Source organism: Stutzerimonas sp. (assembly GCF_982611455.1).
The window spans coordinates 49,016-75,386 of record NZ_CEXBBO010000003.1 but is presented as its reverse complement, the minus strand read 5'-3'; the positions used below and the strand labels follow the sequence as shown (position 1 = coordinate 75,386).

Genomic DNA, 26,371 nt, shown 5'->3' with positions numbered 1-26,371 from the left:
TATTTGTTCAGGTATCGATATGAGCCCATTTCTTAAGGTTCCGCAAGTAGCTGTACTGTTGGCTGCCTATAATGGCATGCGCTGGATTGAAGAACAGATTTCATCTATCCTTGCACAGCGCGGAGTTGAGGTTATTGTATATGTAAGCGTTGACCAATCTTCAGACGGGACATTTGCTTGGTGCCAAGATTTGTCCCTTAGAGAGCCGCGGATTATTGTTTTGCCTGAGACAGGCGAGCGATTTGGCGGGGCGGCCAAGAATTTTTTTCGTTTGATTAAAGATGTAGATTTCAGTAATTTTGATTATGTTTCATACGCAGATCAAGATGATATTTATCTTGAGGATAAGTATCGGGCTGCACATAATGCCATGATAGTGCGTGGTTGCGCTGGTTATTCAAGTAATGCTACCGCCTATTGGCCCGACGGGCGCAAGGTTTTGCTTGTTAAGTCGCAGCCTCAACGTAAATATGATTTTTTATTTGAGGCGGGAGGGCCTGGTTGTAGTTATGTGCTTCGAGTGTCCGATGCATTAGAATTCAAAAAGTTTTTGCTTGAAAACTGGACGGCAGCAAATAATGTGGCCTTGCATGATTGGCTCACTTACGCTTGGTTTCGCTCCAGTGGAAGGACTTGGTATATACATGAAAGCTCCTATATATTATATAGGCAGCATGGTGGCAATCAGATCGGCGCTAATGACGGGTTGTCTGGAGTTCAGAGTCGCCTCAAATTGATAAGGTCGGGTTGGTATAAGACGGAGATTTCAAAGATTTCCAGTCTTGTAGGGCATAATATTCCTAACTTGCCGTTGAGTATAATGCGTGAAGGGACTTTGCCCAAAGCCTATCTAATAAATAATTATAGTGAGCTGAGGCGCTCCTCTCGTGATCGCTTAGTTTTTGGAGTGCTCGCCTTTTTCGGACTTATGTAATGACTAAAGTACTGATTACAGGAGCCACTGGTTTCGTTGGTACCAACGTCGTAGTTCACCTAGACAGAAACGAAAACTACGCTCTAGTTGCAGCAGTGCGTCGCCCTTGTTCAAACGCTAGGCATAAATATTTTATAATAGGCGATCTGAGCGATTCGGTTGACTGGACCGATACACTTTCCGGAGTGGAGGTTATTATTCATACCGCAGCTCGTGCCCACATTATGCAGGACGAAACGGCAGAGCCCTTATCCGAGTATCGACGCGTGAATGTAAAAGGCACGCTTGGTCTGGCTCGCCAAGCTGCTGTAAAAGGAGTTAAGCGGTTCATTTTTATCAGTTCGATCAAAGTTAACGGTGAAGAAACGCTTTGGGGACAGTCTTATTTTGCTAATGATCCTCCGGCTCCCAAAGACGCATATGGCCTTTCCAAGCTGGAAGCAGAGCAGGGCTTGACTCAGTTGGCCGCCGAAACTGGTATGGAGGTGGTGATTATCCGCCCGCCGCTAGTTTACGGGCCGGGTGTAAAGGGTAACTTTCTTAATATGGTCAAGTTGATTGAAAAAGGAATTCCTCTTCCCCTAGGAGCCGTTCACAACAAACGCTCCTTAGTGGGCGTCGATAATTTGGTCGATCTGATCATCCGCTGTATCGATCATCCGGCCGCAGCCAATCAGGTGTTCCTTGCAGGCGATGGCGAGGATCTTTCGACCGCTCAGTTGCTGCATGGGGTGGGCGAAGCGATGGGCAAGCCGGCACGGCTGATTCCAGTGCCGGCTAGCATGCTCCAGCTCGGTGCTACGTTGCTGGGCAAAAAAGCGATGGCTCAACGGCTGCTCGGCTCGTTGCAGGTGGATATTAGCAAGACCTGCGAGCTGCTGGACTGGAAGCCGCCCTATACGGTGCAGGAAGGGCTGAGGCGCTGCTTCGAGCGTTCCAATTGATCTATTACCGGATGAACCCGTGATTCGACTTTTCGACTTTGTATTTTCGCTGGTGGGCTTAGTGCTTGGCTTCCCAATATTGCTCGTGCTCACGCTGATCGGCTTGTTCGATACGGGCTCGCCAATCTTTCGGCAAGTACGTGTTGGCCGCCATCAGAAGCCGTTTACGCTGGTCAAGTTCCGCACGATGCGGGTGGATACAGCATCGGTTGCAACGCATCTAGCCAGCAGTGCATCTATTACTCGCTTTGGCCATTTCCTGCGAAAGACCAAGCTGGATGAGCTGCCTCAGTTATGGAACGTGCTTAAGGGTGAAATGAGCTTGGTAGGGCCACGACCGGGGCTGTTCAATCAGAAGGAACTGACTGAGGAGCGAGCCAAACGTGGCGTTTTCGACGTGCGCCCCGGGATTACCGGCTTAGCGCAGGTGAGCGAGATCGATATGTCCACGCCAGCTCTGCTGGCCGAAACTGATCAGAAGATGATCGACAGCCTGACGCTGGCCGACTACTTCAAGTACATCTTTATGACCGTGGCGGGTAAGGGTGCAGGTGACCGGGTCGTGAGGCGCTGATCTCAGCTGTTTTCTAAATTGCGTTGTCTAGCCTTGGGTTAGTTGAATGATTAAATGGACTGCGTAGCCGATGACGGCATTCCGACTCCGGGAAGGGTAGCTTTGTGTTGAGATTGGCTGAAAAACTTCGTTCTCGTTTGGTACGTTTGCCCAGGCGCTATAAGCGATTGATTCAGGTATCGACCGATGTCGTGCTGGTCTGGGCCGCACTTTGGCTGGCGTTTTTCGTTCGTCTTGGTGAGGCTAGCTTTGTCGATCCTCTAGGTGGGCATGCCTGGCTATTTGCAGTAGCGCCGCTGGTTGCCGTTCCGTTCTTCATCCGCTTTGGCATGTATCGCGCAGTGATGCGCTATTTTGGCAATGACGCGCTGATGGCCATAGCCAAGGCCGTGACGCTCTCCGCGTTGCTTCTATCCTTGGCGGTGTACTGGCGCACCGATGCGCCCAAGCTGATTCCGCGCTCGATGGTGTTCAACTACTGGTGGCTGAGCCTGGTGTTGATCGGTGGATTGCGGCTGGTGATGCGCCAGTATTTTATGGGGGACTGGTTCTCTCCGGATTCGCTCACCAAGTTCAAGGGGCGTGACGCGAGCTTGCCGAAGGTGGCGATTTATGGCGCCGGTGCCGCAGGCAATCAGTTGGTGGCGGCGTTGCGGTTGGGGCGGGGCATGCGTCCGGTCGCCTTCATCGATGACGATCCCAATCTATTCAACCGGAGCATTGCCGGGCTGCGGGTTTATTCACCTAAGCATATTCGGCAGATGATCGATGAGACGGGTAGCGATGAGATTCTGTTGGCTATCCCCTCGGCCTCACGTGCGCGGCGGCGTGAAGTATTGGAAACGTTGGAACCCTATCCGCTGCATGTTCGCAGCGTGCCGGGTTTCATGGATCTGGCCAGTGGCCGGGTGAAGGTCGAGGACATCCAAGAGGTCGATATCGCCGACCTGCTGGGCCGCGATGCCGTGCCGCCGCAGCAGGCGCTGTTCGAGAAGTGCATTCGCGGCAAGGTGGTGATGGTAACCGGCGCTGGCGGTTCGATCGGTGCGGAGCTGTGCCGGCAGATCCTCTCGAACAAACCCAAGGCGTTGCTGCTGTTCGAGCACAGCGAGTTCAATCTTTACAACATTCACATTGAGCTGGAACGGAATATCGAGCGGGCTTCTCTGCCGATCAAACTGGTGCCGATCCTGGGTTCCATTCGCAATCCCGATCGTTTGTTAGACGTGATGCGTACCTGGCAGGTAGAGACGATCTACCACGCGGCTGCTTATAAGCATGTGCCCATGGTGGAGCACAACGTGGCCGAAGGCGTGCTGAACAATGTGCTCGGCACCATAAATTCGGCCCAGGCTGCCGTGCAGGCGGGCGTGGCCAACTTCGTGTTGATCTCCACCGATAAGGCGGTCCGGCCCACGAATGTGATGGGCAGCACCAAGCGGGTTGCGGAGATGATCTTGCAGGCGCTGAGCCGCGAGACGGCACCTGTGTTGTTCAATGCGGACGGTGCGGTGCATCACGTCAACAAGACCCGGTTCACCATGGTGCGTTTCGGCAATGTGCTGGGCTCGTCCGGATCGGTGATTCCCCGCTTCTATCAGCAAATTCGCAGCGGTGGACCGGTGACGGTGACCCACCCCAAGATCACGCGTTATTTCATGACCATTCCCGAGGCGGCGCAGTTGGTGATCCAGGCCGGATCCATGGGGCAGGGCGGAGATGTGTTCGTGCTGGATATGGGGCAGCCGGTGCGTATTGCCGAGTTGGCCGAGAAGCTGATTCATCTATCTGGCTTGAGCGTGCGTTCGGAGAAGTGCCCGCACGGGGATATCGCGGTTGAGTTCACCGGATTGCGCCCGGGTGAGAAGCTGTATGAAGAGCTGCTGATTGGCGACAACGTGAGCCCAACCGAGCATCCGATGATCATGCGGGCCGATGAGGAGTACTTCACTTGGGATGTGCTGCGGGGCGCGTTGGCGAAGCTGCTCAAGGCGGTGGAGCAGGACGATTATCCGCAGGTCCGGGTGTTGCTGCGGGAAGTGGTGAGTGGGTATGTCCCGGAAGGTGAGATCGTCGACCTGATCTATCAGCAGCGGCGGGTGGGCCCTTCGGAGTAGTTATGTCTTTGAGCCGGCTCGCGCCGGCATTCGCCGCGGGGAGCGCCTCCCACAAGAGCAGCCGCGTGATGTGCCATCGACGAGGCCATGCCGCGAGATGATACATGCGCTGCAGCGATCTTCAGGCAAAGCGCAGAGTTGCCGCGATGCGCTAAACCCTTGCTTCGTAGAGGACCTTCCCGACTCGGTCGATGGGGTCGATCAGGTGTGGATTGTCGATTTGGTGATGCAATGACAGATCGATCTTGTAAGGCAGCAGCAGGTCATCCAATGCCAGCGCGATGTCGAGTAGGTCGTGGTGTGTGAGTTCAGCGCCTTTGACGGTCAAGTCGATATCTGAACCGGGGCGGTAATTTCCTTTTGCGCGGGAGCCGTAGAGAATCGCTTCGCTAACGTTGGGGAAGCGTCGAAGCGTTTCACGGATAGATTGAAGATCTTCTTCGCATAGACCGACGTTCTCCAAGCGTCATGGGGTTAGCCCGGCCCGGCTGCGCATCGTGTTCGCGAGTTTCTTGAGTAGAGAGTGGTGCTGCAATCGGATATTAGTCAGAATCGCCCCGGCCATTTCTTCATTGTATGTATGAGAAGTACGGCTTCGGTCCGTTAGCATCTGCATCCAGGCATGGCCATCGCTGATCAAGCCCTTGCTGAATGCTTCGCGGATGGTATCGCGGGAGCCTACGATGCCGTCGATGCCTTGCCAGACGAGGAAATCCGTTAGCGTGTTCCAGCCAAGTTCATAGCAAGTCTTGAAGCGGTGGATGACACCCTGCTTTTCCAGTCTCGATAGCTCTCACGTTGCTGCATGAGCTCTATTGCTTCATCGAGCTCTAGCAGGACCCTTCTGAAGTTATGCAGGCGTTGTTGCCAGTGCACATCAATGTTATTCATTCATGAGCCCTGGTGCGTTTTGCGCATATGCTCCAACTTCGTCATCGATAGGCCTATTTGTCTGACTCCTGCATCCACTTCGGCTTCGGATATCGGCGGTCCGATTTGCCAGCTTTGAGGACGGCTCCCGGTACGTCATGGCCGACCAGTTCAGGCAGGCTGGCCGCGCACTGCAGCAGCTTGTCCAAATCGACACCGGTGTCCATGCCCATGCGCTGGAACATATGCACCAGATCCTCGGTGCAGATATTGCCGCTGGCGCCGGGTGCGTAGGGACAACCGCCGAGGCCGCCGAGGGAGGCGTCGAAGCGGTCGATACCTGCATTCAGCGCAGCCAACGCGTTGGCCAGTCCCATTCCTCGAGTGTTGTGAAAGTGCGCGGTAAATACCGCTTCGGGCCAGTTGGTCATCGCTTCGCGGCAGATGCGTTCGACCTGAGCCGGGTCGGCCATGCCGGTGGTGTCGCAGAGGGTGATGCCCTGCACGCCGATATCCAGCAGGCGTTGCACCAGTTCATACACGCATGGTTCGGGGATTTCACCTTCGAATGGGCAGCCGAAGGTGGTCGATAGCGAGGCGTTGATGAACACGTCGCTGCCATGAGTCACCTCGATGATCTCGCGAAACTGCACCAGTGATTGCTCCGGCGTCATCCGCAGGTTCGCCAAGCCGTGGGTGTCGCTGGCGGACATCACTAGGTTGATCTCATCCACGCCACAGGAAAGGGCGCGTTCACAGCCCTTCACGTTGGGTACCAATACGGTGTATTCGACACCCGGCACTCGGGGGATACCGCGCATGACTTCTTCGGCATCGCGCAGGTTTGGAATGGCTTTGGGCGAGGTGAAGGAGGTGACCTCGATCTTTGCCAACCCGGTTTCGGAGAGGCGATCAATCAAGGCGATTTTGTTGTCGGTGGGGATGAAATTGGGTTCGATCTGAAAGCCATCGCGGGTCGCGACGTCCTGGATGTAGAGGCGTTTGGTCATGATGTCTCCGTTGGTGGCGAGCATTTTCTTGATGGTCCCACGCAGAGCGTGGGAACCATCGGTAAAGCGCGGAGCAGCGAGTTTGTTCGCGGATCTTTGGCGGTCCCTTTCGCCAGCAAGCTGGCTCCTACAGGTCGTTCATGGCTTTGATCGTTCCGATTCGTCGCGTGGGGACAATAAAGTGCCCGCAACGCACGGATGGTGGGCTAAAGCCCACCCTACGGTTACTCAATTGATTTTTCCCTGCTCCGCGTGGAAGAGCCAAAGCTGCGCCCCGAGGGCGGGCCTCCCACGAGACCAATCGGTGTGCACTACACCTGTAGGAGGCGCGCCCCGCGGCGAATGGGGGCCGCTCAAATGATTCCCCGTTCGCGCAATCCTTGGCGCTGCGCTTCGGTAAGACCGAGTCCGGCCAATACGTCTTCGGTGTGTTCGCCCAGCTGCGGGCCACCGGTGCCGATACGGCCCGGCGTACGGCTGAGTTTGGGGAGTACGCCTGGCACCTTGAGCGGCCCGGCGAAGGTCTGCACTTGCTCGATCATCTGCCGCGCCAGGTAGTGTGGGTCCTTGACGATATCGGCGGCGGTGTAGGGGTAGCCGGCCGGAACACGTGCTTCTTTCAACGCCTCGATCACTTCGTCGCGGCTGTGCTGCACTGTCCACTCGCCGATCGCGGCGTCGATCAGTTCGGCATGCTGCGTCCGGCCATCGTTATGCGCGAAGCGCGGATCATCGGCCAGATCCTGGCGCCCCATCAGCGTCATCAAGCGCTTGTAGATGCTGTCGCCATTGCCGGCAATCAGTACGTACGCGCCGTCATTGCACAGGTAGGAATTGGAGGGCGTGATGCCTGGCAGTGCACTACCGGCGGGCTCGCGGATATAGCCGAAGGCGTCGTACTCGGGTACCAGGCTTTCCATCATGGCGAATACCGATTCGTACAGCGCGACGTCGATTTCCTGTCCCTTGCCGCTGCGGTTGCGCTCCTGCAAGGCGAGCAGCACACCGATTACGCCGTAGAGCGAGGACAACGAGTCACCAATGCTCACGCCGACACGCACCGGCGGTTGGCCAGGATATCCGGACAGGTGTCGTAGCCCGCCCATGGCTTCGCCGATCACACCGAAGCCGGGCAGGTCGCGGTAGGGGCCGGTCTGGCCGTAGCCGGAGATGCGCAGCATGATGAGACGCGGATTGAGTTTGGCCAGTTCATCCCAGCCAAGGCCCCAGCCTTCGAGAGTGCCAGGGCGAAAGTTTTCCACCAGCACGTCCGCTTCGGCGACCAGTTGGCGAACAATTTGTTGGCCTTCGGCGGCCTTCAGGTCAAGGGTTACCGACTGCTTATTGCGTGACTGCACATGCCACCAGAGCGAGGTGCCATCCTTGAGCTTGCGCCATTTACGCAGTGGATCGCCAACAACAGGCGGCTCGATCTTGATCACCTCGGCGCCGAACTCACCGAGCATTTTGCTGGCGAACGGGCCGGCGATCAGCTGGCCCATCTCGATGACCTTGAGGCCTTGCAGCGGCAAGCTGTTTACATTCGTCTCGTTCATCACAACACCTGTGCCGGGTCGATTCATGGGGGAAGAATGACTGAGCGCCGCGTAACGGACAATTACCGAATAGCCAAGGATGGTTTCGTGGAATGCGAAGGACTTTAACGGATGCCTTTCTGAACGGGCCGGTTTATGGTTGACGCTTCGTCACTTGCGAATGCGAGAACCAACCATGCGGCGTGTCGATTTCGTTACCCTGCGCCTCTTTGTCGCCATTGCGGACGAGCGCAGCCTCACCCGTGCCGCCGAGCGCGAGCACCTGGCGCTGGCGGCGGTCAGCAAGCGCATCAGCGATATGGAGGGCCAGCTCGGGGTGAGCCTGCTGTACCGCCAGCCCAAGGGCGTGGAATTGACGCCCGCCGGTCATGCGCTGCTGCACCATGCGCGCAACCTGCTCGATGGCCTGCAGCAGATGGATGCCGATCTCAGCGAATTCAGTCAGGGCGTGAAAGGGCATGTGCGTATCCATGCCAACACCTCGGCAGTGATCGAATTCCTGCCCGAGGATCTGAGCGCGTTCGCTCGCTTGCATCCGGAAGTAAAGATCGATCTGGAAGAGCGCGTCAGCAGCGACACCCTGCGTGCTCTGCGCGAAGGGCTGACGGATATCGGTATCTTCGCCGGTCACATGCCGGCCGAAGATATTCAGGTATTCAGCTACCGCGAGGACCAGTTGGCGCTGGTTACACCGCGTGAGCACCTCTTGGCGACGCTGGAAGGCATCGCCCTGCGCGATGCCGCTGGTTTCGATTTCATCGGCTTGCAGCAGGATGCCTCACTGCATGCACTGTTACAGCAATCGGCCCAGCAGATGGGCTCGCCCCTGCGGCTGCGCATTCAGGTGCGCAGCTTCGAGGCGATTTGCCGGATGATTCACACGGGCATGGGAATTGGCGTGCTGCCCGAGCAGGTTGTGCGCAATTATCTGCCGGCGCTGGATGTCGCGATCATCCCGCTTACCGATCCCTGGGCACGGCGCGAATTGAAGATTGGTGTGCGCAACCTCGAAAGCCTATCGGTCACGGCGCGGCAGTTGCTAGAACACCTCACGACTCGCGAAGGCAATCGCTGAAGACAGGCTGAATACGGCGTGGTTTCGTCCCGGCCTTCGCGAGTAGCGAAGCCTCGCTTGCTCAAATATGAATGTCAGTGGGAAACGACGCCGGCTAGAGTCCGGTTAGCTACATGGCTCACACAACTACAAAACGGAGCTTCCCCATGGCACGACTCACCCGTGGTATCACCCGTATGCTCGCCGTTTCGGCGCTTGTCACCGTTTTCAGCGCCCAGGCCGAATCGGAAGCGAGCGCACCGATCCTGATCAAGTTCTCTCATATCACCGCAGACAGCACGCCCAAGGGGCAGGGCGCGTTGATGTTTCAAAAGCTTGTCCAGGAGCGGCTGCCGGATCAGGTCAAGGTCGAGGTTTACGCCAACTCATCGCTGTATGGCGATGGCAAGGAAATGGAAGCCCTGCTGCTGAACCAAGTTCAGATGCTCGCCCCGGCACCATCGAAACTCGAGCAATACACCAAGCAGCTGCAGCTGTTCGATTTGATGTTCCTCTTCAATGACGTGGCCGCCGCCCAGCGCTTCCAGCAATCGGACAAAGGCAAGGCGATGCTCAAATCGATGGAAGACAAAGGCATCACTGGCCTGGCCTACTGGCTCAACGGCATGCGCCAGTTCACTGCCAACAAGCCGTTGCGCGAGCCAGCCGATGCCCGTGGGTTGAAGTTCCGTGTGCAACCTTCTGATCTGCAAGCCGCTCAGTACACCGCGCTACGCGCCGTGCCGCGCAAGATGGCGTTCGCCGAGATCTATCAGGGTTTACAGACCGGCGTGGTCAATGCTCAGGACAACCCCTGGTCGAACATCTACAGCCAGAAGTATTACGAAGTGCAGCCGTACATGACCGAATCCAACCACGGCATCGGTAACTACCTGCTGATCACTAACACTCAGTTTTGGAACGGCCTGCCGGCTCCGGTGCGTACCGAGCTGGAAGAAATCATCGATGAAGTCACCGTCGAGGTGAATCGCCAGGCTGAGGCGCTGAATGAAAAAGCCAAGCAGAATATCGTCGATACCGGCAAGAGCGAAATCCTGGTGCTGACCGAAGAACAGCGCAACGCTTGGCGCGACGCGGTTCGTCCGGCCTGGAAGAAGTACGAAAATGAAATCGGCGTCGATCTGATCAAAGCCGCCGAAGCGGCGAATCAGGGGCAGTAATTCATCTCTCATTTGTTCTTTAGCCACGTTCGCCGCGAGGCGCGCCTCCCACACGTTTCGTGCAGGTCTCGGCGTTGTTGTGGGAGGTCCGCCTCGGGGCGAAGCTTTTGGCTTTGCTCGCGGAGTCAGTTCACTCCTACGGTGGGAACGTTCGAACCGATGATCTTGGCGCTGTGTGCTCATCAGCCGTGTTCGCTACGGATCGCCCCTCCCACTGGGTTTCGTGCGGACTCCAGCGTTGTTGTGGGAGGCGCGCCCCGCGGCGAAAGCAGCTCCTCTGTCAGCTTGAAAGGCAAAAGCTTCGCCCCGGGGCGGACCTCCCACAGAACTGATCCTTGCCTGATGGCGCTTGGCGCGTGCCAGGCCGCGCTCAGGTCGGGGTTTGTGGTGGACGCTCCCAGGTGACCGGCAGAAGTGCCAGGGCCGGCGGTCCGCCGTGGGGTTTCGCCAATCGATCGAGCACTTCGTTCACCGCGCGCCGGTCGCGCGGGTTCCCCACTTTCGCATCGGCCTCATCGCGCAAGGCATGGATTTCCTCGTGAAGTGCCGCCAGCTGTTCCTCGTTCGGGTGGCCGTTTAGAGCGTTCTTCAAGCCCTGCAATAGCGTGATCAGCACCTGCGGATCATGGCTGCCGTAGACGCGGATCGGCGCAATCACGGCTTGGAGCATGCCTTGCATACCCAGTTGCGGATAGAAGAGACGCGGCCGGCCATCGTCGAAACAACCGATGTCGTAAGGCAGCACACCGCCGAGCCGCTTCAGCAGTACACCGATCAGATTGACCGCACGCATCGCCGTGCCGGGGTCGTTGATCGCCGGACTTATTGCCTTGACCGCGATCTCTGAGATCTGCCGCATGCCGTAGGAGACGTTGGCGCCGGCAAACTCGTTGTTGTGGAAGTTGAAGCAGTCCAGCGCTTCGGCTGCATCCTCGTCGCTGAGCGGCTCGTTGAACTTGATCAGCGGATGGCCTTCGACCAGAAAGAAACCGGGCTCCACCTGGATCATGGCGACCAGGTCGCGTTTGCGCAGTATTTTGCCCAGGCGCCGTTCGTTCACTTCGCGCAGGTAGCCTGGTTGGCCTGCGGGCAGACACCACCAATCCGCCGCGTCGGGAATCTCGGCAACACTGGCGAGGCGCCGTTTACGAGCTTCCAGATTGTCCAATGCTTCGCAGTAAAGCTGACTGACGATCCAGTCGACCTGAATCGATTGCGAAACCGAGCGGATAAACACCACGAACAGCGCCATGCAGACCATGCCGAACAGCAATGCAAGTGACAGCCCGAGCGTGGGAATGCTGGCCGGATCGTTCGTGTTCAGGGTGCCGATCATCAGCAGGAAATAAAGAGTGCTGCCCAGATAGACGCCAAGGATCACCTGATTACGCCTGTCGCTGATCAGCCCCGGCAGTACACGAGGTGACAGGCGCGCGGCGGCGCCGTTGAGCACGACCATCACCATCGAAAAGCTGAACACGGTGAGCGAGATGATGCCGGTGATCAGCGTCCCGAGGATTTCTCGGCTGTTGTCGGCATCGATCAGGCCAGGTGGTAGGTCGTCGCGTAGTGTTTTGGCAATCGGGGTCGACTCGAATGCGAGTACCAGCGCTGCGATCAGGACATAAGCGCTGGCGATAAGGACCGGATACAAGGCGATGCTTTCGCTGACGCGCTTGACGATACGAAAGAACACGTTGGCTGGATCTGACATCTCGAATTCCCGGCATGGTGGGCGCTGGCCCTGACGCTCGTATGACCTCGATGGCCAACGAAGTGCGCCTTGGCCGAAGCGTCTATGCTCTACCGAGAAAAGTATTTACCGCTGGCTCGCGAGCCAGCGGAACGCTTCGACCCCCACGTAGCTCGAACCTGAAGTTTGCCAGGTACCTGGTTTGATTCGTATGGTTCGCCTGTGAGACAGGATTTTCGAAAACGATAACAAGACCGACGAGTGAGGTATTGCCCATGAGCGCTACGTCCCTGTACCCCGTGAAACCGGAAGTTGCGGCTCGGTCGCTGACCGACGAGGCCGCGTACAAATCGATGTATCAACAGTCGGTGGTCAATCCCGATGGCTTCTGGCGCGAGCAGGCGCAGCGCCTCGACTGGATCAAGCCCTTCACGCGCGTCAAGCAGACGTCCTTCGACGACCATCATGTCGATATCAAGTGGTTTGCCGACGGCACCTTGAACGTTTCGGCGAATTGCCTGGATCGCCATCTCGAAACGCGTGGCGACGAGATCGCGATCATCTGGGAAGGGGATGATCCGTCCGAGCAGCGGTCGATCACTTATCGCGAGTTGCATCACGAGGTCAGCAAGTTCGCCAACGCACTGCGCGGGCAAGACGTACACCGCGGCGATGTCGTGACCATCTACATGCCGATGATTCCCGAAGTAGCGGTTGCGATGCTGGCCTGCGCACGCATCGGCGCGATTCATTCGGTGGTATTCGGTGGTTTCTCGCCAGAAGCCCTGGCCGGGCGAATTATCGATGGCAGCTCCAAGGTGGTGATCACGGCGGATGAAGGGCTGCGCGGTGGCAAGAAAATACCGCTGAAGGCCAATGTCGATGAAGCGATGACCAACCCGCAAACCCGCTGCGTACAGAAAATCATCGTCGTGCGCCGCACCGGTGGCGAGATCAAATGGAACCAGCATCGCGACATTTGGTACGACGATCTCATGCACGTGGCTGGCGATGTATGCGCGCCGAAAGAAATGGGCGCAGAAGAGCCGCTGTTCATCCTTTATACCTCCGGCTCCACCGGCAAGCCCAAGGGGGTGATGCATACGTCCGGCGGGTATTTGCTCTACGCCGCGCTGACTCATGAACGGGTCTTCGATTACCGGCCCGGCGAGATCTACTGGTGTACCGCCGACGTCGGCTGGATTACCGGCCACAGCTATATCCTCTACGGGCCGCTGGCCAACGGTGCGACCACGCTGATGTTCGAGGGCGTGCCGAACTATCCCGATGTGACGCGGATCGGCAAGATCATCGACAAGCACAAGGTCAATATTCTCTATACCGCGCCTACGGCGATCCGCTCGATGATGGCCGAAGGCAACGCAGCGATGGAAGGCGCCGATGGTTCGAGCCTGCGGCTGCTTGGCTCGGTGGGCGAGCCGATCAACCCAGAGGCCTGGCACTGGTATTACGAGACGGTAGGCAAGTCGCGCTGCCCAATCGTCGACACCTGGTGGCAGACCGAGACGGGCGGTGTCCTTATCAGCCCATTGCCTGGAGCCACCGCACTGAAGCCGGGCTCCGCGACGCGACCATTCTTCGGCGTAGTACCGGGACTGGTGGACAATCTCGGCAATCTGCTTGAAGGCGCCACCGAGGGCAACCTGGTGATTCTCGATTCCTGGCCGGGGCAAATGCGCAGCATCTATCGGGACCACGACCGTTTCGTCGACACCTATTTCAAGACCTTCCGTGGCATGTATTTCACCGGTGACGGTGCACGCCGTGACGAGGACGGCTACTACTGGATCACCGGTCGGGTGGACGATGTGCTGAACGTATCGGGCCATCGCATGGGCACGGCGGAAATCGAAAGCGCCATGGTGGCGCACCCCAAGGTTGCCGAAGCGGCGGTGGTGGGCGTACCGCATCCGCTCAAGGGGCAGGGCATCTATGTGTATGTGACGCTGCTGGCGGGCGAGGAGCCGTCCGATCAGTTGCGTCAGGAGTTGCAGCAGTGGGTGCGCAAGGAGATCGGGCCGATCGCCGTGCCGGATGCGATCCAGTGGGCGCCGGGATTACCCAAGACGCGCTCGGGCAAGATCATGCGACGTATTCTGCGCAAGATCGCGACCGACGAGTATGACGCGTTGGGCGATATCTCGACCCTGGCTGATCCAGCCGTGGTGCCGCAGCTTATCGAAACCCATAAGCAGATGCGCCCACGCTGATCCGCTCTGTCGCGGTGCCGGGTAATGTGCCCGAGCACCGCGAGTTCGGTCAGCCGTTCGGCTGCGCGTCGCGCGCTTCCTCGTTGGCGGCGGGCTTTTCCTTCGGCACGCCGGCCACGGTGAGCTCCGGAAAACTGCCGCCGACGAATTCGACGCTGCGAGTCGGAAAAGCGAATTGCAGTCCCATGTCACGAATGCCGTCCAGCAGCTGCAGATTGATTTCCTGCTGGGTGTCCATGTATGCGGTGTAGTCCGACACCTGCATGATGTAGACGACCTCGAATGTGAGCTGGCTGTCGTCGAAGGCGAGGAAGTGCGCGCGGTCGAATTTGGCTTGGTCCAAGCTTTCGATGATCCGCTTAACCAGCGCCGAAACTTCGCGCACTTTGTCTGATGGCGTGTTGTAGGTAATGCCGAACTTGAACACGATACGACGCGTATTCATGCGCTTGTAGTTGTGCAGGATTTGCGTGAGCAGTTCGGAATTGGCGCAGACGATCTGCTCGCCGCTCAGGGCTCGGATGCGCGTTGTCCTGAGGCCGATGTGTTCGATGTTCCCGGCCACTTCACCGAATACGACGAAATCGCCGATCTCGAAGGGCTTGTCTACGCCGATAGACAGGGACGCGAAGACGTCGCTAAGTAACGTCTGCACCGCCAAAGCGATGGCGATACCGCCGACGCCTAGGCTGGCGACCATCGCCGTGATATCCACGCCCAGATTGGACAGGATCGAGAGCAGCATCATGGTCCAGATGACGATTCGGATCATGATACCGATGATGGTAGTGGTGACCGGGTTTCGTGCCTTGCCGTCGCGGTTCAGGCTTTCCATCCACAGCCGAGCGGCCGTGTCCATCCACAATGCGATTTGAAAGGCGAGGGCGATGAACCAGCCATGGGACATCGCCGACTCCCAGCGATCTGGCAGTTCGACAACCTTCAATGCGATCAACAGCGAAAGTGCAATCAGCAGCAGATGGCTGGTGCGGCTGAGCATTTCCGCTGCGATGGTGGAGAACCCGCTAGTCGAGCCTTTGCCAATCTTCCGCAAACGATTGGTGATAATGCGCAGGATGGTTTGCATTACCAGGTAGCTGACAACTGTGACGCCAACAATTATGGCGATGTTGATCCACAGCGTTTCGTTCAACATCACGTCCCAATTCATCAATTCGTGTCCTCCAAATGGGGCTGGCGCGACCAAGCGCTGAAGCAATGGCTACTTTTTCAGTAGCCGCTGCTACGCATTAGTTCCCACGACGAGCGAACGGAGAGGCGAAACGATGGGGCTGGTACGGGTATTGCCAAAATGCTGCCATGAGCGCTGCAAGGCCATTAACGCGGCGGAACGACCTCTTTCAGATCGTCGTAACCGCCGGCATTGATGACCTGGCTGTATCCCAGCTGTTGCAGCAAATCCTGCGCGGCGGATGAACGGCGGCCGGTGCGGCAGTGGAGAACGACCGGAGCATTTTTGTCGGGTGCGACCTTGGCGATGCGCTCAGCGAGGTCCTGGGTCTCGATTCGCGTCGCGCCGGGCAGGGCGCCCTCGGCGTATTCCTTCGTGGTCCTAACATCGATCAATACGCTGTCGGGGCGTTGCAGTGCCGTCAGTGCGGCTGACGGGTCGATATCGCCCGCTACTACCGTGGTGGTCGATATCATCAGGAGCAGAAATAATCGGTACATCCGTTACCTCTTGGCCGCCTTGTTTCGTGCGGTCAGCTGATCAGGCGGGTCAGATTCGGCAGAATCAGAATGACCGCCGTAGCGAGCAGGATCAGTGTCGCCTGCCTGAATTTCTTATGTTTGAACATGGTAGCGGCCTTATTGTGTTCTGGCGCGAACGTTCCGGTTGGCCGGATTATCCCGTCGCGCCTTGCCGAAAGAATTGCGTACCCGGTGATTTGGGATGCGCTGCACGATGGTTCTGATCGAGGCGGCAGTGGTCTGGTCCGCTTTCCAGACGTACCGGCCTAACGATCGGTTTCCAAACTTGAAGTCTTTGTCTCAAGAAAACTCAAGCAATTTACAGACCAGCGCAGGTACGCAATCCAATATAAGCACCCGGCAATGGCTGAGCAGCATGCTTGTTCAGTCATGCGCAGCTGCGCGGTTTCCGTTGTCTATTGATGTGAACGTTCAATATTGGAGGCTCATATGAATAGGCTTGGCGTTCCGGCACTGCTGCTTGCTCTGATCGTTTCAGGCGCAGCGGATGCCGAAGAAGAGAACATGACCCTGCAACAGGAGCGAGACCAGATAGGCGCGGACATGGAGCGGAATCGTCAGCAGATCGGACGCGAGATCAATGCTGTCCGCGAGCCTGGCCGTTCCCCAGAATCGGCCGCTGAACCGGGCGCAGCAGGCTCGGTCCGGCCGAATAATTCGGTTGGCACTCGCACGACTCAGCCTGGTCAGGCCCCGGTTGGCGGGACCAGTAGTCCGGGCATCACGCAACCGGGCAATGACGACGGTCCGATCACTACCACTGGTCCGGGAAGGTCTACAGTCGAACCTGGCAGGCCGACAACCACCGGCACGCCGGTGGATCCCAGCCGTAATGATGGTGCCAATGGAAACGCTAATCCCGACAGCGGCGCAGCTACGGGTGAAATCGGAACATCCGGCGGTAACGGAGTCGGGGGCGTTGGTACCGGCGCAGCGGGTCCTGGGGGATCGGCCATTGGAGGTGCGGTCGGCAATTGACCGGCCGGCGGGCAGTCTCGTTGCGGCACGTGCTCGATAAGGGGCTATGCTTGATTGTGGCTCGCCAAGGGCCGCCGGAGCTGATTTCGGAGCCCACCTACAGCCTCCGAGATTGCCGCCATCGTCTGGCTGGGTGCCAACGTGCGCCACAGCTTCACAGTGGACGCTTACATCACCACACTCGAGCTCGAATCGAAACTGCCGAACGCCGACGACATCGCTGAGCTGACCGAGGAAGGTTGCTATACCGGCGTGCTGGCTTGGTACAGCGACGAGGAGACCGGGCAAGCAGCACAAGCTCACCGAGGGCGACCAGACCAGTCCTAAGCGGTTGTGCATCTGTATCAGCAAGGCGAGCGCGGAAGCGGGCGGTGAAACGGGAGTGGGGGCGGCTACAGGCATGAACGACCACCTGGACGAACCGACGCCACCAGCAGAGCTCCCGTGCTCGGCTTGGGAACTGATCGACGAGGAATGGAGCGAGCAGGGCGCAGCTCCCATATGCATGTGAACGAGTGCAATCACTTGCCGTCATATATTGCGCTGTGTGATGTAATGCATCACACTTTGCCCATGATCATAAGCATCCAGCACAAAGGCCTGCGAGTCTTCTACGAAACGGGTTCGACCAAGGGAATCCGTGCCGACCACCAGAAACGCTTAAGCCGCATGCTGGGCTTTATGGACCGAGCCGCCGCGCCGGTTGATCTCGATATACCAGGCTGGCGGCTGCATTCCCTCAAAGGGGAGTTATCTGACTTTTGGTCACTCACCGTCAGCGGCAATTGGCGCGTGATCTTCCGCTTTACAGGCCACGACATAGAGTTGGTCGATTATCTGGACTACCACTGATCAGGAGGGAATTCCCATGGGCATGTTCAACCCACCACATCCAGGCGAAACTCTGCTCGAAGACGTGCTCCCCGAGCTCAACCTCAGCATCGCCGAGTTAGCTAGGCGGCTGGGCTTCGCCCGCGAAACCTTGTCTCGCATCCTGCACGGGCATGCGCCGATCAGCCCCGATCTGGCCGTGCGCCTGGAGCTGGCCGGCATTGGCAAGGCCCGCACCTGGCTTGGCGTACAGGCCGACTATGACCTCTGGCAGGCGCAGCATCGTGCACAACCACCTATCGAACGCTTTGCCGCCTACGCCTAGCCTATCCAAGCCGGGATTGACCCGTTCGGCCTGGGAGTTGATCGGCGATGAGTGAAAAGTAGGGCGCTGTGGTGCTAGCAGTTCATGATCTGGGCTGGGCGGGAGACGATTGGGCTGGCCTGAGAGATATGGATCTGAAGGCCGGCACAGTGACCTTCCGCAGGTCGAAGGTGCGCGGGGGATTCCCAAAACGTTCCCATCGGAGCGTTTTTTTGTGTCTGAAACGTCGAAGCCCCTGTCATCCGCTAGGAAAATCAGGGGCTTCGCGTATATTGAGTCTGGCGGTGAGGGTGGGATTCGAACCCACGATACGATTTCTCGTATACACACTTTCCAGGCGTGCTCCTTCAACCGCTCGGACACCTCACCGGATCTCGACGGAGTTTGATGTCCGTCGAGGCGCGCTAATGTAGCCGAAGAGCTCTCGGATGGCAAAAAGTTTTTTAGTTCTTTCATGTGGTTAAGGCACCGTTAGAATGCCGACGAGGTGGCGATAGCAATGAACCTATCGTTGCGCTAGGTTTCTCAGCTCTAGTTGGCATCGGAACACACGTCACTGGGATCGAGCGTAGTGAATATTAAGAGCCAGGACAGGCTTTGATGAAGTTATTCAAAAACAAACGCAAGCGGCCAGATGCGGTGGAGGTCGCTACGAAGCGCCGTCTGCACGTCAGCCACCTCGAACTCGGCATGTTTATCTGCGAGTTGGATCGGCCGTGGCGTCAGACCGATTTTCTGTTCCAGGGGTTTCCCCTGCTCAAACTCGAACATATTCAGGCGGTGCGTGAGCGCTGTGACTATGTTTTCGTCGACGACACCCGTCGGGTTCTGCTCGATCAGGGCCAGATGATCGTGCCTTCGGCAACGCCGCTACGCGTCACGCGCACAATGACCCGTATTCCGCTATCGCTTGAGGTTCAGGAAGCCCGCGAAGCCTATCGTAGTAGCGCGCTGGTGCTCGATCAGGTGCTGCTGGACGTCCAGCAGGGTCGAGCGATCGACACCAAGGCCTGCCAGGCGCTGGTATCACGAAACCTCGAAAGCATGTTGCGCAACGAGAGCGCCATGCTCTGGCTGACGCGGCTGAAGTCGCAGGACGTCTATACGAGTCTGCACTGCCTGTCCGTCTCCATTCTGGCGATGGGCTTTGGCACTCATCTCGGGTTACCAGACGAAAAAATTGAGTTGCTGGGAATCGCCGGGCTGCTGCACGACGTGGGCAAAATGAAGATCGACCCCGCTGTTCTCAACAAGCCCGGCAAGCTCACCCAGGAAGAGTTCGAACATATCAAGCTGCACCCGACCTTTGGCTACCAGGCGCTGCGCAGTCAGGAAGACATTCCGGCCGCGGCCGCGCAGGCGGCGCATGGGCACCACGAGCGGCTGGATGGAAAGGGCTATCCGCTAGGCCTGGATCAGTATCAGATTCCGTTCACTACGCGGATCATCACTATCGTCGATGCCTTCGACGCGATCACCAGTCATCGCACTTACGACGACGCGCGACCGATCCAGGCCGCCTACGACGTTCTGCGTGGCGGTGCTGGCAAGCAGTTCGACGAAACACTGGTGCAGGAGTTTATCCGCTGGCTGGGCGTGTTTCCTGTGGGCACGCTCGTCGAGCTGCACACTGGTGAGGTGGCGCTGGTGTTGGAGAAGCATCAGCAACTGCATTTGCGCCCCAAGGTGGTTGTCATGCGGGATGCCGAGAAGAAGCCCTGCGAGCCGCGTTATCTGGATCTTTCGCAGCTAACCGTCGATGCCGATGGGACGCCTTATCGGATTCGCAGCGGCATTTCCGATGGGGCGTACGGCCTGTTCATCGCCGACCCGCAGCTACAAACCATCCTGCATCCCGAACTGCTGGCGATACTGGAGCTCGAGCCGGAATCGGCTGAAAGCTGAGCCAGCCGCCTTTGTGTGCGGTGTTCCAAATGACCTTTAGATCGTGACTTGTCAGTCAGTCACGGCGCTTTACCTCAAGGGTCGTGCTGGGTAACGTCTGCCGACTTCTAACAAGGAATATTCGTCATGAGTGATCTGGTTTCCTACGAAGTCGAAGACGGCATCGCCACCCTGACCCTGAACAATGGCAAGGTCAACGCATTGTCCCCGGCTGTATTCGACGCGCTCAACGCGGCATTCGATCGCGCCGAGCAGGACCGCGCCGTCGTGATTCTTACCGGGCAGCCGGGCATTCTTTCTGGCGGTTACGACCTCAAGGTCATGACATCCGGGCCGGAGAATGCCATCGCGCTGGTCGCGACCGGTTCCAGCTTCACGCGGCGGATGCTTGCCCATCCGTTTCCCGTCATCGTTGCCTGTCCTGGGCATGCGATTGCCAAGGGTGCCTTCCTGCTGCTTGCCTCGGATTACCGCGTCGGCGTAGATGGGGCGTTCAATATCGGTCTCAACGAAGTACAGATCGGTATGACCATGCACCATGCGGGCATTGAGCTGGCACGGGATCGTCTACGTAAATCGGCGTTCAGCCGCTCGGTGATCAACGGCGAAATCTTCGATCCGCACGCGGCGGTCGATGCCGGCTTCCTGGACAAGGTCGTTCCGGCCGGTGAGCTGATGGCAGTCGCCAAGGCAACCGCGATTCAGCTGAAAAAGATCAACATGACAGCGCACAAGAACACCAAGCTCAAGGTCCGCAAAGCGCTGCTGGAAACACTCGATCGGGCCATCGTTCTGGATCAGCAACACTCGGTTGCGCCCTGAAGAGAATTTTCGCCGGACCGCCCACTCCTGGCGGACCTGCGTTTAAACTGCGTGTGCAACGCCCCGCTATGGCGGGGCGTTTTCATTCCTATTCGCTGCATCGCAGGAGAGTCCTGATGTCCGCCCCGCACACCCCGGTAGAACGCGCTGATTTCGACCAGGTCATTGTTCCCACTTTCGCTCCAGCCGCTTTCATTCCGGTGCGCGGCCAAGGTTCACGAGTTTGGGATCAGAGCGGGCGAGAACTGATCGACTTTACCGGCGGCATCGCCGTGAATGTGCTCGGTCATGCGCATCCGGCGCTGGTGGCTGCGTTGACCGAGCAGGCGGGCAACCTCTGGCATATCTCCAATATCTTCACCAACGAACCGGCGCTGCGCCTGGCGAAGAAGCTGGTGGCGGCGACCTTTGCCGACCGGGCATTTTTCTGCAACTCTGGAGCCGAAGCCAACGAGGCTGCGTTCAAGCTGGCACGTCGCTATGCCCACGATAATCATGGGCCGGAGAAGTACGAGATCATCTCGGCGGTGAACAGCTTCCACGGCCGCACCCTGTTTACTGTGACGGTGGGTGGCCAGCCGAAGTATTCCGACGGCTTCGGCCCGAAGATTCAGGGTATCAGTCACGTTCCGTATAACGATCTGGGCGCGCTCGCCGCCGCGATCTCGGGTAAAACCTGCGCCGTGGTGCTGGAGCCTATTCAGGGCGAAAGCGGCGTGCTGCCCGCCGACCAGGCCTACCTAGAAGGTGCTCGCAAGCTCTGCGATGAGCACAACGCGCTGTTGATCCTTGATGAGGTACAGACCGGCCTGGGTCGTACCGGTGCGCTGTACGCCTATATGAACTACGGCGTAACACCAGACATCCTGACCAATGCCAAGAGCCTGGGTGGCGGTTTCCCGATCGGCCTGATGCTGACCACCGATAAGGTCGCGGCGCATTTCAGCGTCGGTACCCACGGCACCACCTACGGCGGCAATCCGCTGGCCTGCGCTGTGGCAGAGGCGGTGGTCGATATCGTCAATACCCCAGAGGTACTGAACGGCGTCAAGGACCGGCACGAACGCTTCAAGAGCGGGCTGCTGAAGATCGGCGAGCGCTATGGACTGTTCAGCCAGGTGCGTGGCATGGGGCTGCTGATTGGCTGTGTGCTCAACGATGCGTGGAAAGGGCGCGCACGGGAAATTTTCGACGCGGCCGAAAGCGAGGCCTTGATGATCCTGCAGGCCGGCCCCGACGTGATCCGCCTGGCGCCGAGCCTGATCATCGACGAGGCCGACATCGCCGAAGGTCTCGCTCGCTTTGAGCGCGCCGCAGCGAAACTTACCCAGGCCTAAGCCGATAAATCTGGCAGGGCGATTTTCCGTCCTGTCTTCCTCACTTCATCGAGAACATTGACCATGAGCGATAGCCTGCAACTGATCCTGGAAGACGTAGACGGCACCCAGCTGGAAACCTCCTGCACCCGCTTTGCTGTGATGTGGCAGGGCCGGGAAGTCTGGATTCAGCAGGTCGGCAATAATCAGCTGATGATTGGTGTAGACGTCGAGGACGGAGACACCGAATACGCCAATTTGCTGCTGCGCCCGTTAGCGACCAACTTGGTCAGTCTTGAGCTTGAGATGGAGCCGGTCGAGTCCGCCGACGATGACCACGTCCATGGGCCGGACTGCAATCACGATCACTGATCGCGCCGACATGCTCTCGCTCGGTGGGTTGTTGGAGCTGACCCTTGACGGGCGCGAGCCCGGTGAGAAGGTCCAATGGACGGCTGACGGAGCCAGGCTGCAATGGCTGGGCGAGGGCACGCTTGAGGTGACGCCGGCGGCTGGCCGAGACGCAGGCTTGGATCTAGTGCTGTCCGCTGGCGTACATGGTTGTGAAATAGTCCCGATTGAACTGCTCGACCGACTGGTGCGGGCGATCGGGCGCGGCGAAATACTTCCTCGTGCGCGCTTGCTTCTGCTGTTTTGCAATGTGCCCGCGATGCGTCAGGGCGTGCGCCTGATCGGCCGGGATCTGAATCGTCTTTTCTGCAGTGCACACGCGAATGATTCGAGCGACGAAGCGCGTCGTGCGTCGCAGTTGGAAGCGTTGGCGGCAGATTTCTTTCATGATCCGGGTCGCCGACGCTGGCACTACGATCTGCATTCGGCCATGCGTGCCTCGAAATTGACGCAGTTCGCCGTATGTCCGTGGGTGGGTGGACGCGAAGCCTCTGCCGAAAGCCTGCAGCGCCTCCAGCATGCAGCGGTCGACGCGGTGCTGGTGCAGGAAAAGCCGTCCGCGACCTTTAGCGCTCATACGGCGACGCGCCATGGAGCTGAGGCCTTTACCTTGGAAGTTGCGGAAGCGCCAGATGGCGTCTGGCCTGATTGCCTCGATGAGTTTCTACACGCTGCCCAATGCTGGATCGAGGAGGCTGAATCTGCGCAGAAGAACCAGAACCCGGTACGACCTCTATTGAAGTTCCGGCTGGCCAGGGAAATCATCAAGCGCAGCGAACAGTTCGTCCTGCGTCTGCCGGCTGATATCGATAACTTCGCGCCGGTATCGCCCGGTACCTTGCTGGCCGAGGATGAACACGGCGTGCTCTGGGTGGTTGAGGAGCAGGACGCGCGCATTCTGTTTCCGCTGGCCGATGTCGCGATCGGCGAGCGTGCCGGCTTGATTGTGGTGCCCCTCGATTGAATCATGCTGCCGCTTCAAGAAAAACGGCTCGGTGTCGGATTTGGCCGTTTTGATTCTTGAGAGGCCCGACCTCGGAGCGGAGCTTTTACCTCTGAACGAGCGGCAAGAAGCTTTCGCCGCGGGGCGCGCCTCCCACTGGAAGCAGTTCGGAGTGGGCTCGGGTACCACGTACCGGCTTTGGCTTTTGTGGGAGGCCCGCCTCGGGGCGAAGCTTTTGCCTTTGAACGAGCGGCAAGAAGCCTTCGCCGCGGGGCGCGCCTCCCCCTGGAAGCGCGCCGGCCAGGATCAAACGCCGATCGGCGGGTTGCTGAGCGAATCGTTACCGGTCACCGCCGCGGTGCCAGTAGCCGCCTGGGCATTGGTTCGCAGGCGTTTGTCGTCGGCTTCACTGCGCTCCAGCGGCATGCTCCGAGAGTTGCCTTCGGCCATTTTGGCCTGCTCGTTTACCTCGCACAGCACCCGCTTGGCTTCGCAGTGGCCAGATACCCCGCGCGCCAGCGCCATGCCGCCCATGGCGAGTTGAAGCAGGCCGCCTAGACCGCCACGTCCAAGTCCCTTGCCAAGGAAATACAGTCCGCCTGCAATTGATGCGGCGCGCTCCCAGCCGTGCACATTCTGCGAAGCCTGGTTTGGTGTCCTGTTCATGGGTAATCACTCCGAAACAGTGGTGTGAATAAGTGACCCCGGCGTGCAAGGCCCGTTCCCACCGCAAGTCGGCAATCCGCGGCTGTGTACAAATGCGGGGTGGCGCCGCATGCAGGCCCACCCCGTCACATTAGCGCGCGGCTATTCCGAACACTTTCAGCACGAAGGTGTATTCCAGCGCGACATCCTTGAGCGCCTGATAGCGCCCACTCATGCCTCCGTGACCGGCACCGAATTCCGTCTTGAGCAAGAGCAAGTTGTCGTCGGTTTTGCTCGCGCGCAGTTTGGCCATCCACTTCGCCGCCTCCCAATACTGCACCCGACTATCGTTGTACCCGGCAACGGCGAGCAGGGCTGGATAAGCCTGGGCGCGAACGTTCTCGTAGGGCGCGTAGGCCTTGATACGCGCATGCACGTCGGGAATGTTCGGATCGCCCCACTCGTCGTACTCGGTGACCGTCAGCGGCAAGTCGGCATTGAGCATGGTGTTCAGCACATCGACAAACGGCACCTCGGCGACGGCGGCTCCGAACAGTTCCGGGCGCAGGTTGAGCACGGCACCGATCAACAGGCCGCCTGCGCTGCCGCCGCTGATAGCCAGCTGCTGTGATGATGTGTAGCCATCGGCGATCAACTTTTCGGCGCAGGCGATGAAGTCGCTGAAGGTATTGGGTTTGTGCTCCAGCTTGCCGGCGCGATACCAGGCTTCGCCTAAATCGCCGCCGCCGCGGACATGGGCGATGGCGAAGACGAAGCCACGGTCGAGCAGCGATAGCCGTGCGTGAGAAAACCAGGGATCCAGGCTGTGACCGTAAGCGCCGTAGCCGTACAAGTAGAGCGGTGCGGGCTTACCTAGATTCTCGCGGCGGCCAACGAGGCTGATCGGCACCTGGGTGCCGTCTGCGGCGGTTGCCCAGATTCGACGGCTTTCGTAGGCGTCGGCATCGAAGGGGCCTTCAACAGGGGTTTCCTTGAGCACCTTCTGCTCGCCATCGGCCAGGTTCAACTGCCGAATCTGCGCGGGGCGGTTCAGCGCCTCGTAGCGCAGGCGGATGACAGGACTGTCGAACTCGAGCGTGTTGTGCACATGCAGACTGTAAGCCGCATCCGGTAGCTGAAGGCGGTAGGGCGTACCATTTTGTGGCCGCACCTCGATGATCGGCAGACCGGACTCGCGCAGGCTGAGCGTGATGGCGCTGGCATTCAGGCTGACATCTTCGAGCATCACCGTTTCTCGGTGAGCGATCATTTCCTGCCAGTGCTCACGCTGCGGAGTGCTCCCAGGCGCTTGGTATAGCGCAAAGTTGATGCCGGTCTGGTTGCTGCGAACGAGCCAACTCCACTGGCCGTCGAGCAGTCCGTGATCGGGATAGTACTCGTGATTTTCTTGACGTGGTGCCATGCAAACCCAGCGGTCTTCGGGTTCATCGGCCGAAAGCACCCAGGCTTCGCTGGTGGTTTTGCTGTTGGACAGGATTACCAATTGGCGCTCGGAGCTGGCGCGGTAGCAGTGGACGAAATAGCGACCGTCGGGATCGTGATACACCTCTGTGCGGTCCGTTTCGCCCAGGCGATGACGGTAGATCTTGTGTGGGCGGTGTGTGTCGTCTAATTCGCCGAAGAACAAGGTTCGATGGTCGTTGGCCCAGGTCATGCTGCCGTCGCAATCATCGAAGGGCAGGGCAGTGACTTCACCCGAACTCAAGTCTTTGACGAACAATTGATAAATTTCGTCGCCCTGGGTGTCGAGGCTGTAGGCCAGCTTGCTGTGGTCCTGGCTGACGCTGAATGCGCCGAGCGAGAGAAAGCCGCCGGCCGCCAGCTCGTTGGGATCGAGCAACAATTGTTCGGAGGTCTCGTCTACGCTGAACGACCCATCGGCCGGTCGTGGGCAGCGGTAATGACGTGGATATTCATCGCCAGCGGTAGTTCGCTGGTAATAGAGCCAGGGGCCCCAAGGTGAGGGCAGCGACAGATCGGTCTCGCGGATGCGCCCTTTGATCTCCTGAAACAGCGCCTCGCGCAGATCAGCCTGGTCGAGCAATTGCTTCTCCAGATAAGCATTTTCCGACTTCAGGTAATCGAGTACGTCGGGCGCGTCGCGATTCTCCAGCCACTTGTAAGGATCCTGGCCGTTATCGACGCGGGCAATGGGGACGGACATGCGGAACTCCTGGGGTGTGGCGGCTGGCTGGTGCAGCTGCAGGTGAGAATTGCGGCGCCCAGTGTACAAGGCGCATCGTCAGTTTGTGACGGTGCGGACCGTCATGGGTTCA

Annotated in this window: 25 protein-coding genes and 1 tRNA gene; 16 read left to right on the top strand and 10 right to left on the bottom strand. The window is 58.6% G+C overall.

What is annotated here, in order from left to right; genetic code table 11:
• Window positions 1-19: 19 nt before the first annotated feature.
• The 4 genes from AC2LD7_RS02715 to AC2LD7_RS02700 all read left to right on the top strand — a co-directional run bounded on the left by AC2LD7_RS02715 (window position 20) and on the right by AC2LD7_RS02700 (window position 4,569).
• A complete protein-coding gene (locus AC2LD7_RS02715) occupies window positions 20-934 on the top strand; it encodes a glycosyltransferase (protein ID WP_484596321.1) in 915 nt (304 codons plus the stop codon).
• The gene (locus AC2LD7_RS02710) at window positions 934-1,878 is read left to right on the top strand and encodes a UDP-glucose 4-epimerase family protein (RefSeq protein ID WP_484596320.1); all 945 of its coding nucleotides are present in this window, start codon (window positions 934-936) and stop codon (window positions 1,876-1,878) included. Before AC2LD7_RS02715 ends, AC2LD7_RS02710 begins: the two co-directional genes overlap by 1 nt.
• Window positions 1,879-1,897: 19 nt before the next feature.
• The gene (locus AC2LD7_RS02705) at window positions 1,898-2,452 is read left to right on the top strand and encodes a sugar transferase (protein ID WP_484596319.1); all 555 of its coding nucleotides are present in this window, start codon (window positions 1,898-1,900) and stop codon (window positions 2,450-2,452) included.
• 113 nt (window positions 2,453-2,565) lie between these two features.
• Window positions 2,566-4,569, top strand: coding sequence for a polysaccharide biosynthesis protein (locus tag AC2LD7_RS02700; RefSeq protein ID WP_484596318.1), 2,004 nt, complete (start codon window positions 2,566-2,568; stop codon window positions 4,567-4,569).
• 151 nt (window positions 4,570-4,720) lie between these two features.
• Here the strand turns inward: AC2LD7_RS02700 and AC2LD7_RS02695 are convergent, their stop codons facing one another.
• From AC2LD7_RS02695 to AC2LD7_RS02680, 4 genes are all read right to left on the bottom strand, one after another.
• Complete coding sequence (locus tag AC2LD7_RS02695) at window positions 4,721-5,032, bottom strand: nucleotidyltransferase domain-containing protein (RefSeq protein WP_484596317.1); 312 nt, start codon at window positions 5,030-5,032, stop codon at window positions 4,721-4,723.
• A 3-nt stretch (window positions 5,033-5,035) separates the two neighbouring features.
• Window positions 5,036-5,332: an HI0074 family nucleotidyltransferase substrate-binding subunit gene (locus AC2LD7_RS02690; protein ID WP_484596459.1), complete on the bottom strand. Its 297-nt coding sequence runs from the start codon at window positions 5,330-5,332 to the stop codon at window positions 5,036-5,038.
• A 181-nt stretch (window positions 5,333-5,513) separates the two neighbouring features.
• Window positions 5,514-6,449 (bottom strand): hydroxymethylglutaryl-CoA lyase, encoded by a 936-nt coding sequence (locus AC2LD7_RS02685; protein ID WP_484596316.1) that lies wholly within the window; start codon window positions 6,447-6,449, stop codon window positions 5,514-5,516.
• Between the two features lie 353 nt (window positions 6,450-6,802).
• Complete coding sequence (locus AC2LD7_RS02680) at window positions 6,803-8,005, bottom strand: CaiB/BaiF CoA transferase family protein (RefSeq protein ID WP_484596315.1); 1,203 nt, start codon at window positions 8,003-8,005, stop codon at window positions 6,803-6,805.
• Window positions 8,006-8,180: 175 nt separating this feature from the next.
• On the opposite strand from AC2LD7_RS02680, the gene AC2LD7_RS02675 reads away from it, so the two are divergent.
• Together AC2LD7_RS02675 and AC2LD7_RS02670 are read left to right on the top strand one after the other, a co-directional pair.
• Window positions 8,181-9,080 carry a LysR family transcriptional regulator gene (locus AC2LD7_RS02675; RefSeq protein WP_484596314.1) on the top strand — a complete coding sequence of 300 codons (900 nt, stop codon included), beginning with the start codon at window positions 8,181-8,183 and terminating at the stop codon, window positions 9,078-9,080.
• Between the two features lie 146 nt (window positions 9,081-9,226).
• The gene (locus AC2LD7_RS02670; protein WP_484596313.1) at window positions 9,227-10,240 is read left to right on the top strand and encodes a DctP family TRAP transporter solute-binding subunit; all 1,014 of its coding nucleotides are present in this window, start codon (window positions 9,227-9,229) and stop codon (window positions 10,238-10,240) included.
• Between the two features lie 370 nt (window positions 10,241-10,610).
• Here AC2LD7_RS02670 and AC2LD7_RS02665 read toward each other — a convergent pair whose 3' ends face one another.
• Window positions 10,611-11,954 carry a DUF2254 domain-containing protein gene (locus AC2LD7_RS02665; RefSeq protein WP_484596312.1) on the bottom strand — a complete coding sequence of 448 codons (1,344 nt, stop codon included), beginning with the start codon at window positions 11,952-11,954 and terminating at the stop codon, window positions 10,611-10,613.
• 254 nt (window positions 11,955-12,208) lie between these two features.
• Between AC2LD7_RS02665 and acs the strand changes: the two genes are divergently transcribed.
• Window positions 12,209-14,164: an acetate--CoA ligase gene (acs, locus tag AC2LD7_RS02660; RefSeq protein ID WP_484596311.1), complete on the top strand. Its 1,956-nt coding sequence runs from the start codon at window positions 12,209-12,211 to the stop codon at window positions 14,162-14,164.
• Between the two features lie 49 nt (window positions 14,165-14,213).
• Here acs and AC2LD7_RS02655 read toward each other — a convergent pair whose 3' ends face one another.
• Both AC2LD7_RS02655 and AC2LD7_RS02650 read right to left on the bottom strand, forming a co-directional pair.
• Complete coding sequence (locus AC2LD7_RS02655) at window positions 14,214-15,335, bottom strand: mechanosensitive ion channel family protein (RefSeq protein WP_484596310.1); 1,122 nt, start codon at window positions 15,333-15,335, stop codon at window positions 14,214-14,216.
• 167 nt (window positions 15,336-15,502) lie between these two features.
• Window positions 15,503-15,856: a rhodanese-like domain-containing protein gene (locus AC2LD7_RS02650; RefSeq protein ID WP_484596309.1), complete on the bottom strand. Its 354-nt coding sequence runs from the start codon at window positions 15,854-15,856 to the stop codon at window positions 15,503-15,505.
• Between the two features lie 471 nt (window positions 15,857-16,327).
• On the opposite strand from AC2LD7_RS02650, the gene AC2LD7_RS02645 reads away from it, so the two are divergent.
• The 4 genes from AC2LD7_RS02645 to AC2LD7_RS02630 all read left to right on the top strand — a co-directional run bounded on the left by AC2LD7_RS02645 (window position 16,328) and on the right by AC2LD7_RS02630 (window position 18,032).
• Window positions 16,328-16,876 (top strand): hypothetical protein, encoded by a 549-nt coding sequence (locus tag AC2LD7_RS02645; protein ID WP_484596308.1) that lies wholly within the window; start codon window positions 16,328-16,330, stop codon window positions 16,874-16,876.
• 141 nt (window positions 16,877-17,017) lie between these two features.
• Window positions 17,018-17,203, top strand: coding sequence for a hypothetical protein (locus AC2LD7_RS02640; protein WP_484596307.1), 186 nt, complete (start codon window positions 17,018-17,020; stop codon window positions 17,201-17,203).
• A 246-nt stretch (window positions 17,204-17,449) separates the two neighbouring features.
• The gene (locus AC2LD7_RS02635; protein WP_484596306.1) at window positions 17,450-17,728 is read left to right on the top strand and encodes a type II toxin-antitoxin system RelE/ParE family toxin; all 279 of its coding nucleotides are present in this window, start codon (window positions 17,450-17,452) and stop codon (window positions 17,726-17,728) included.
• Window positions 17,729-17,744: 16 nt separating this feature from the next.
• Complete coding sequence (locus AC2LD7_RS02630) at window positions 17,745-18,032, top strand: HigA family addiction module antitoxin (RefSeq protein WP_484596305.1); 288 nt, start codon at window positions 17,745-17,747, stop codon at window positions 18,030-18,032.
• A 279-nt stretch (window positions 18,033-18,311) separates the two neighbouring features.
• Here AC2LD7_RS02630 and AC2LD7_RS02625 read toward each other — a convergent pair.
• A tRNA-Ser gene (locus AC2LD7_RS02625) sits at window positions 18,312-18,401 on the bottom strand.
• Between the two features lie 231 nt (window positions 18,402-18,632).
• On the opposite strand from AC2LD7_RS02625, the gene AC2LD7_RS02620 reads away from it, so the two are divergent.
• The 5 genes from AC2LD7_RS02620 (at window position 18,633) to AC2LD7_RS02600 (ending at window position 23,450) form a co-directional block, all read left to right on the top strand.
• Window positions 18,633-19,937: an HD-GYP domain-containing protein gene (locus tag AC2LD7_RS02620; RefSeq protein ID WP_484596304.1), complete on the top strand. Its 1,305-nt coding sequence runs from the start codon at window positions 18,633-18,635 to the stop codon at window positions 19,935-19,937.
• 126 nt (window positions 19,938-20,063) lie between these two features.
• Entirely contained in the window at window positions 20,064-20,759 is a 696-nt protein-coding gene (locus tag AC2LD7_RS02615; RefSeq protein WP_484596303.1) for a crotonase/enoyl-CoA hydratase family protein, read from the top strand.
• Window positions 20,760-20,875: 116 nt separating this feature from the next.
• Window positions 20,876-22,096 (top strand): aspartate aminotransferase family protein, encoded by a 1,221-nt coding sequence (locus AC2LD7_RS02610; protein ID WP_484596302.1) that lies wholly within the window; start codon window positions 20,876-20,878, stop codon window positions 22,094-22,096.
• Window positions 22,097-22,159: 63 nt separating this feature from the next.
• On the top strand, window positions 22,160-22,447 hold the full coding sequence (locus tag AC2LD7_RS02605; RefSeq protein ID WP_019340650.1) for a topoisomerase II: 288 nt from the start codon (window positions 22,160-22,162) through the stop codon (window positions 22,445-22,447).
• A gap of 10 nt (window positions 22,448-22,457) precedes the next feature.
• Window positions 22,458-23,450 (top strand): succinylglutamate desuccinylase, encoded by a 993-nt coding sequence (locus AC2LD7_RS02600; RefSeq protein WP_484596458.1) that lies wholly within the window; start codon window positions 22,458-22,460, stop codon window positions 23,448-23,450.
• 285 nt (window positions 23,451-23,735) lie between these two features.
• Here AC2LD7_RS02600 and AC2LD7_RS02595 read toward each other — a convergent pair whose 3' ends face one another.
• Window positions 23,736-24,095 (bottom strand): YgaP-like transmembrane domain, encoded by a 360-nt coding sequence (locus tag AC2LD7_RS02595; RefSeq protein WP_484596301.1) that lies wholly within the window; start codon window positions 24,093-24,095, stop codon window positions 23,736-23,738.
• Between the two features lie 130 nt (window positions 24,096-24,225).
• Window positions 24,226-26,259: a S9 family peptidase gene (locus tag AC2LD7_RS02590; protein ID WP_484596300.1), complete on the bottom strand. Its 2,034-nt coding sequence runs from the start codon at window positions 26,257-26,259 to the stop codon at window positions 24,226-24,228.
• Window positions 26,260-26,371 lie beyond the last annotated feature (112 nt).

What these genes read in the sequence shown, in the direction of transcription:
- AC2LD7_RS02715 (WP_484596321.1), top strand. Translation starts at nt 20, where the DNA reads ATGAGCCCATTTCTTAAGGTTCCGCAAGTAGCTGTACTGTTGGCTGCC.
- AC2LD7_RS02710 (WP_484596320.1), top strand. Translation starts at nt 934, where the DNA reads ATGACTAAAGTACTGATTACAGGAGCCACTGGTTTCGTTGGTACCAAC.
- AC2LD7_RS02685 (WP_484596316.1), bottom strand. Translation starts at nt 6,449, where the DNA reads ATGACCAAACGCCTCTACATCCAGGACGTCGCGACCCGCGATGGCTTT.
- AC2LD7_RS02680 (WP_484596315.1), bottom strand. Translation starts at nt 8,005, where the DNA reads ATGAACGAGACGAATGTAAACAGCTTGCCGCTGCAAGGCCTCAAGGTC.
- AC2LD7_RS02675 (WP_484596314.1), top strand. Translation starts at nt 8,181, where the DNA reads ATGCGGCGTGTCGATTTCGTTACCCTGCGCCTCTTTGTCGCCATTGCG.
- AC2LD7_RS02670 (WP_484596313.1), top strand. Translation starts at nt 9,227, where the DNA reads ATGGCACGACTCACCCGTGGTATCACCCGTATGCTCGCCGTTTCGGCG.
- AC2LD7_RS02665 (WP_484596312.1), bottom strand. Translation starts at nt 11,954, where the DNA reads ATGTCAGATCCAGCCAACGTGTTCTTTCGTATCGTCAAGCGCGTCAGC.
- acs (WP_484596311.1), top strand. Translation starts at nt 12,209, where the DNA reads ATGAGCGCTACGTCCCTGTACCCCGTGAAACCGGAAGTTGCGGCTCGG.
- AC2LD7_RS02655 (WP_484596310.1), bottom strand. Translation starts at nt 15,335, where the DNA reads ATGAATTGGGACGTGATGTTGAACGAAACGCTGTGGATCAACATCGCC.
- AC2LD7_RS02650 (WP_484596309.1), bottom strand. Translation starts at nt 15,856, where the DNA reads ATGTACCGATTATTTCTGCTCCTGATGATATCGACCACCACGGTAGTA.
- AC2LD7_RS02645 (WP_484596308.1), top strand. Translation starts at nt 16,328, where the DNA reads ATGAATAGGCTTGGCGTTCCGGCACTGCTGCTTGCTCTGATCGTTTCA.
- AC2LD7_RS02635 (WP_484596306.1), top strand. Translation starts at nt 17,450, where the DNA reads ATGATCATAAGCATCCAGCACAAAGGCCTGCGAGTCTTCTACGAAACG.
- AC2LD7_RS02630 (WP_484596305.1), top strand. Translation starts at nt 17,745, where the DNA reads ATGGGCATGTTCAACCCACCACATCCAGGCGAAACTCTGCTCGAAGAC.
- AC2LD7_RS02620 (WP_484596304.1), top strand. Translation starts at nt 18,633, where the DNA reads ATGAAGTTATTCAAAAACAAACGCAAGCGGCCAGATGCGGTGGAGGTC.
- AC2LD7_RS02615 (WP_484596303.1), top strand. Translation starts at nt 20,064, where the DNA reads ATGAGTGATCTGGTTTCCTACGAAGTCGAAGACGGCATCGCCACCCTG.
- AC2LD7_RS02610 (WP_484596302.1), top strand. Translation starts at nt 20,876, where the DNA reads ATGTCCGCCCCGCACACCCCGGTAGAACGCGCTGATTTCGACCAGGTC.
- AC2LD7_RS02605 (WP_019340650.1), top strand. Translation starts at nt 22,160, where the DNA reads ATGAGCGATAGCCTGCAACTGATCCTGGAAGACGTAGACGGCACCCAG.
- AC2LD7_RS02600 (WP_484596458.1), top strand. Translation starts at nt 22,458, where the DNA reads ATGCTCTCGCTCGGTGGGTTGTTGGAGCTGACCCTTGACGGGCGCGAG.
- AC2LD7_RS02595 (WP_484596301.1), bottom strand. Translation starts at nt 24,095, where the DNA reads ATGAACAGGACACCAAACCAGGCTTCGCAGAATGTGCACGGCTGGGAG.
- AC2LD7_RS02590 (WP_484596300.1), bottom strand. Translation starts at nt 26,259, where the DNA reads ATGTCCGTCCCCATTGCCCGCGTCGATAACGGCCAGGATCCTTACAAG.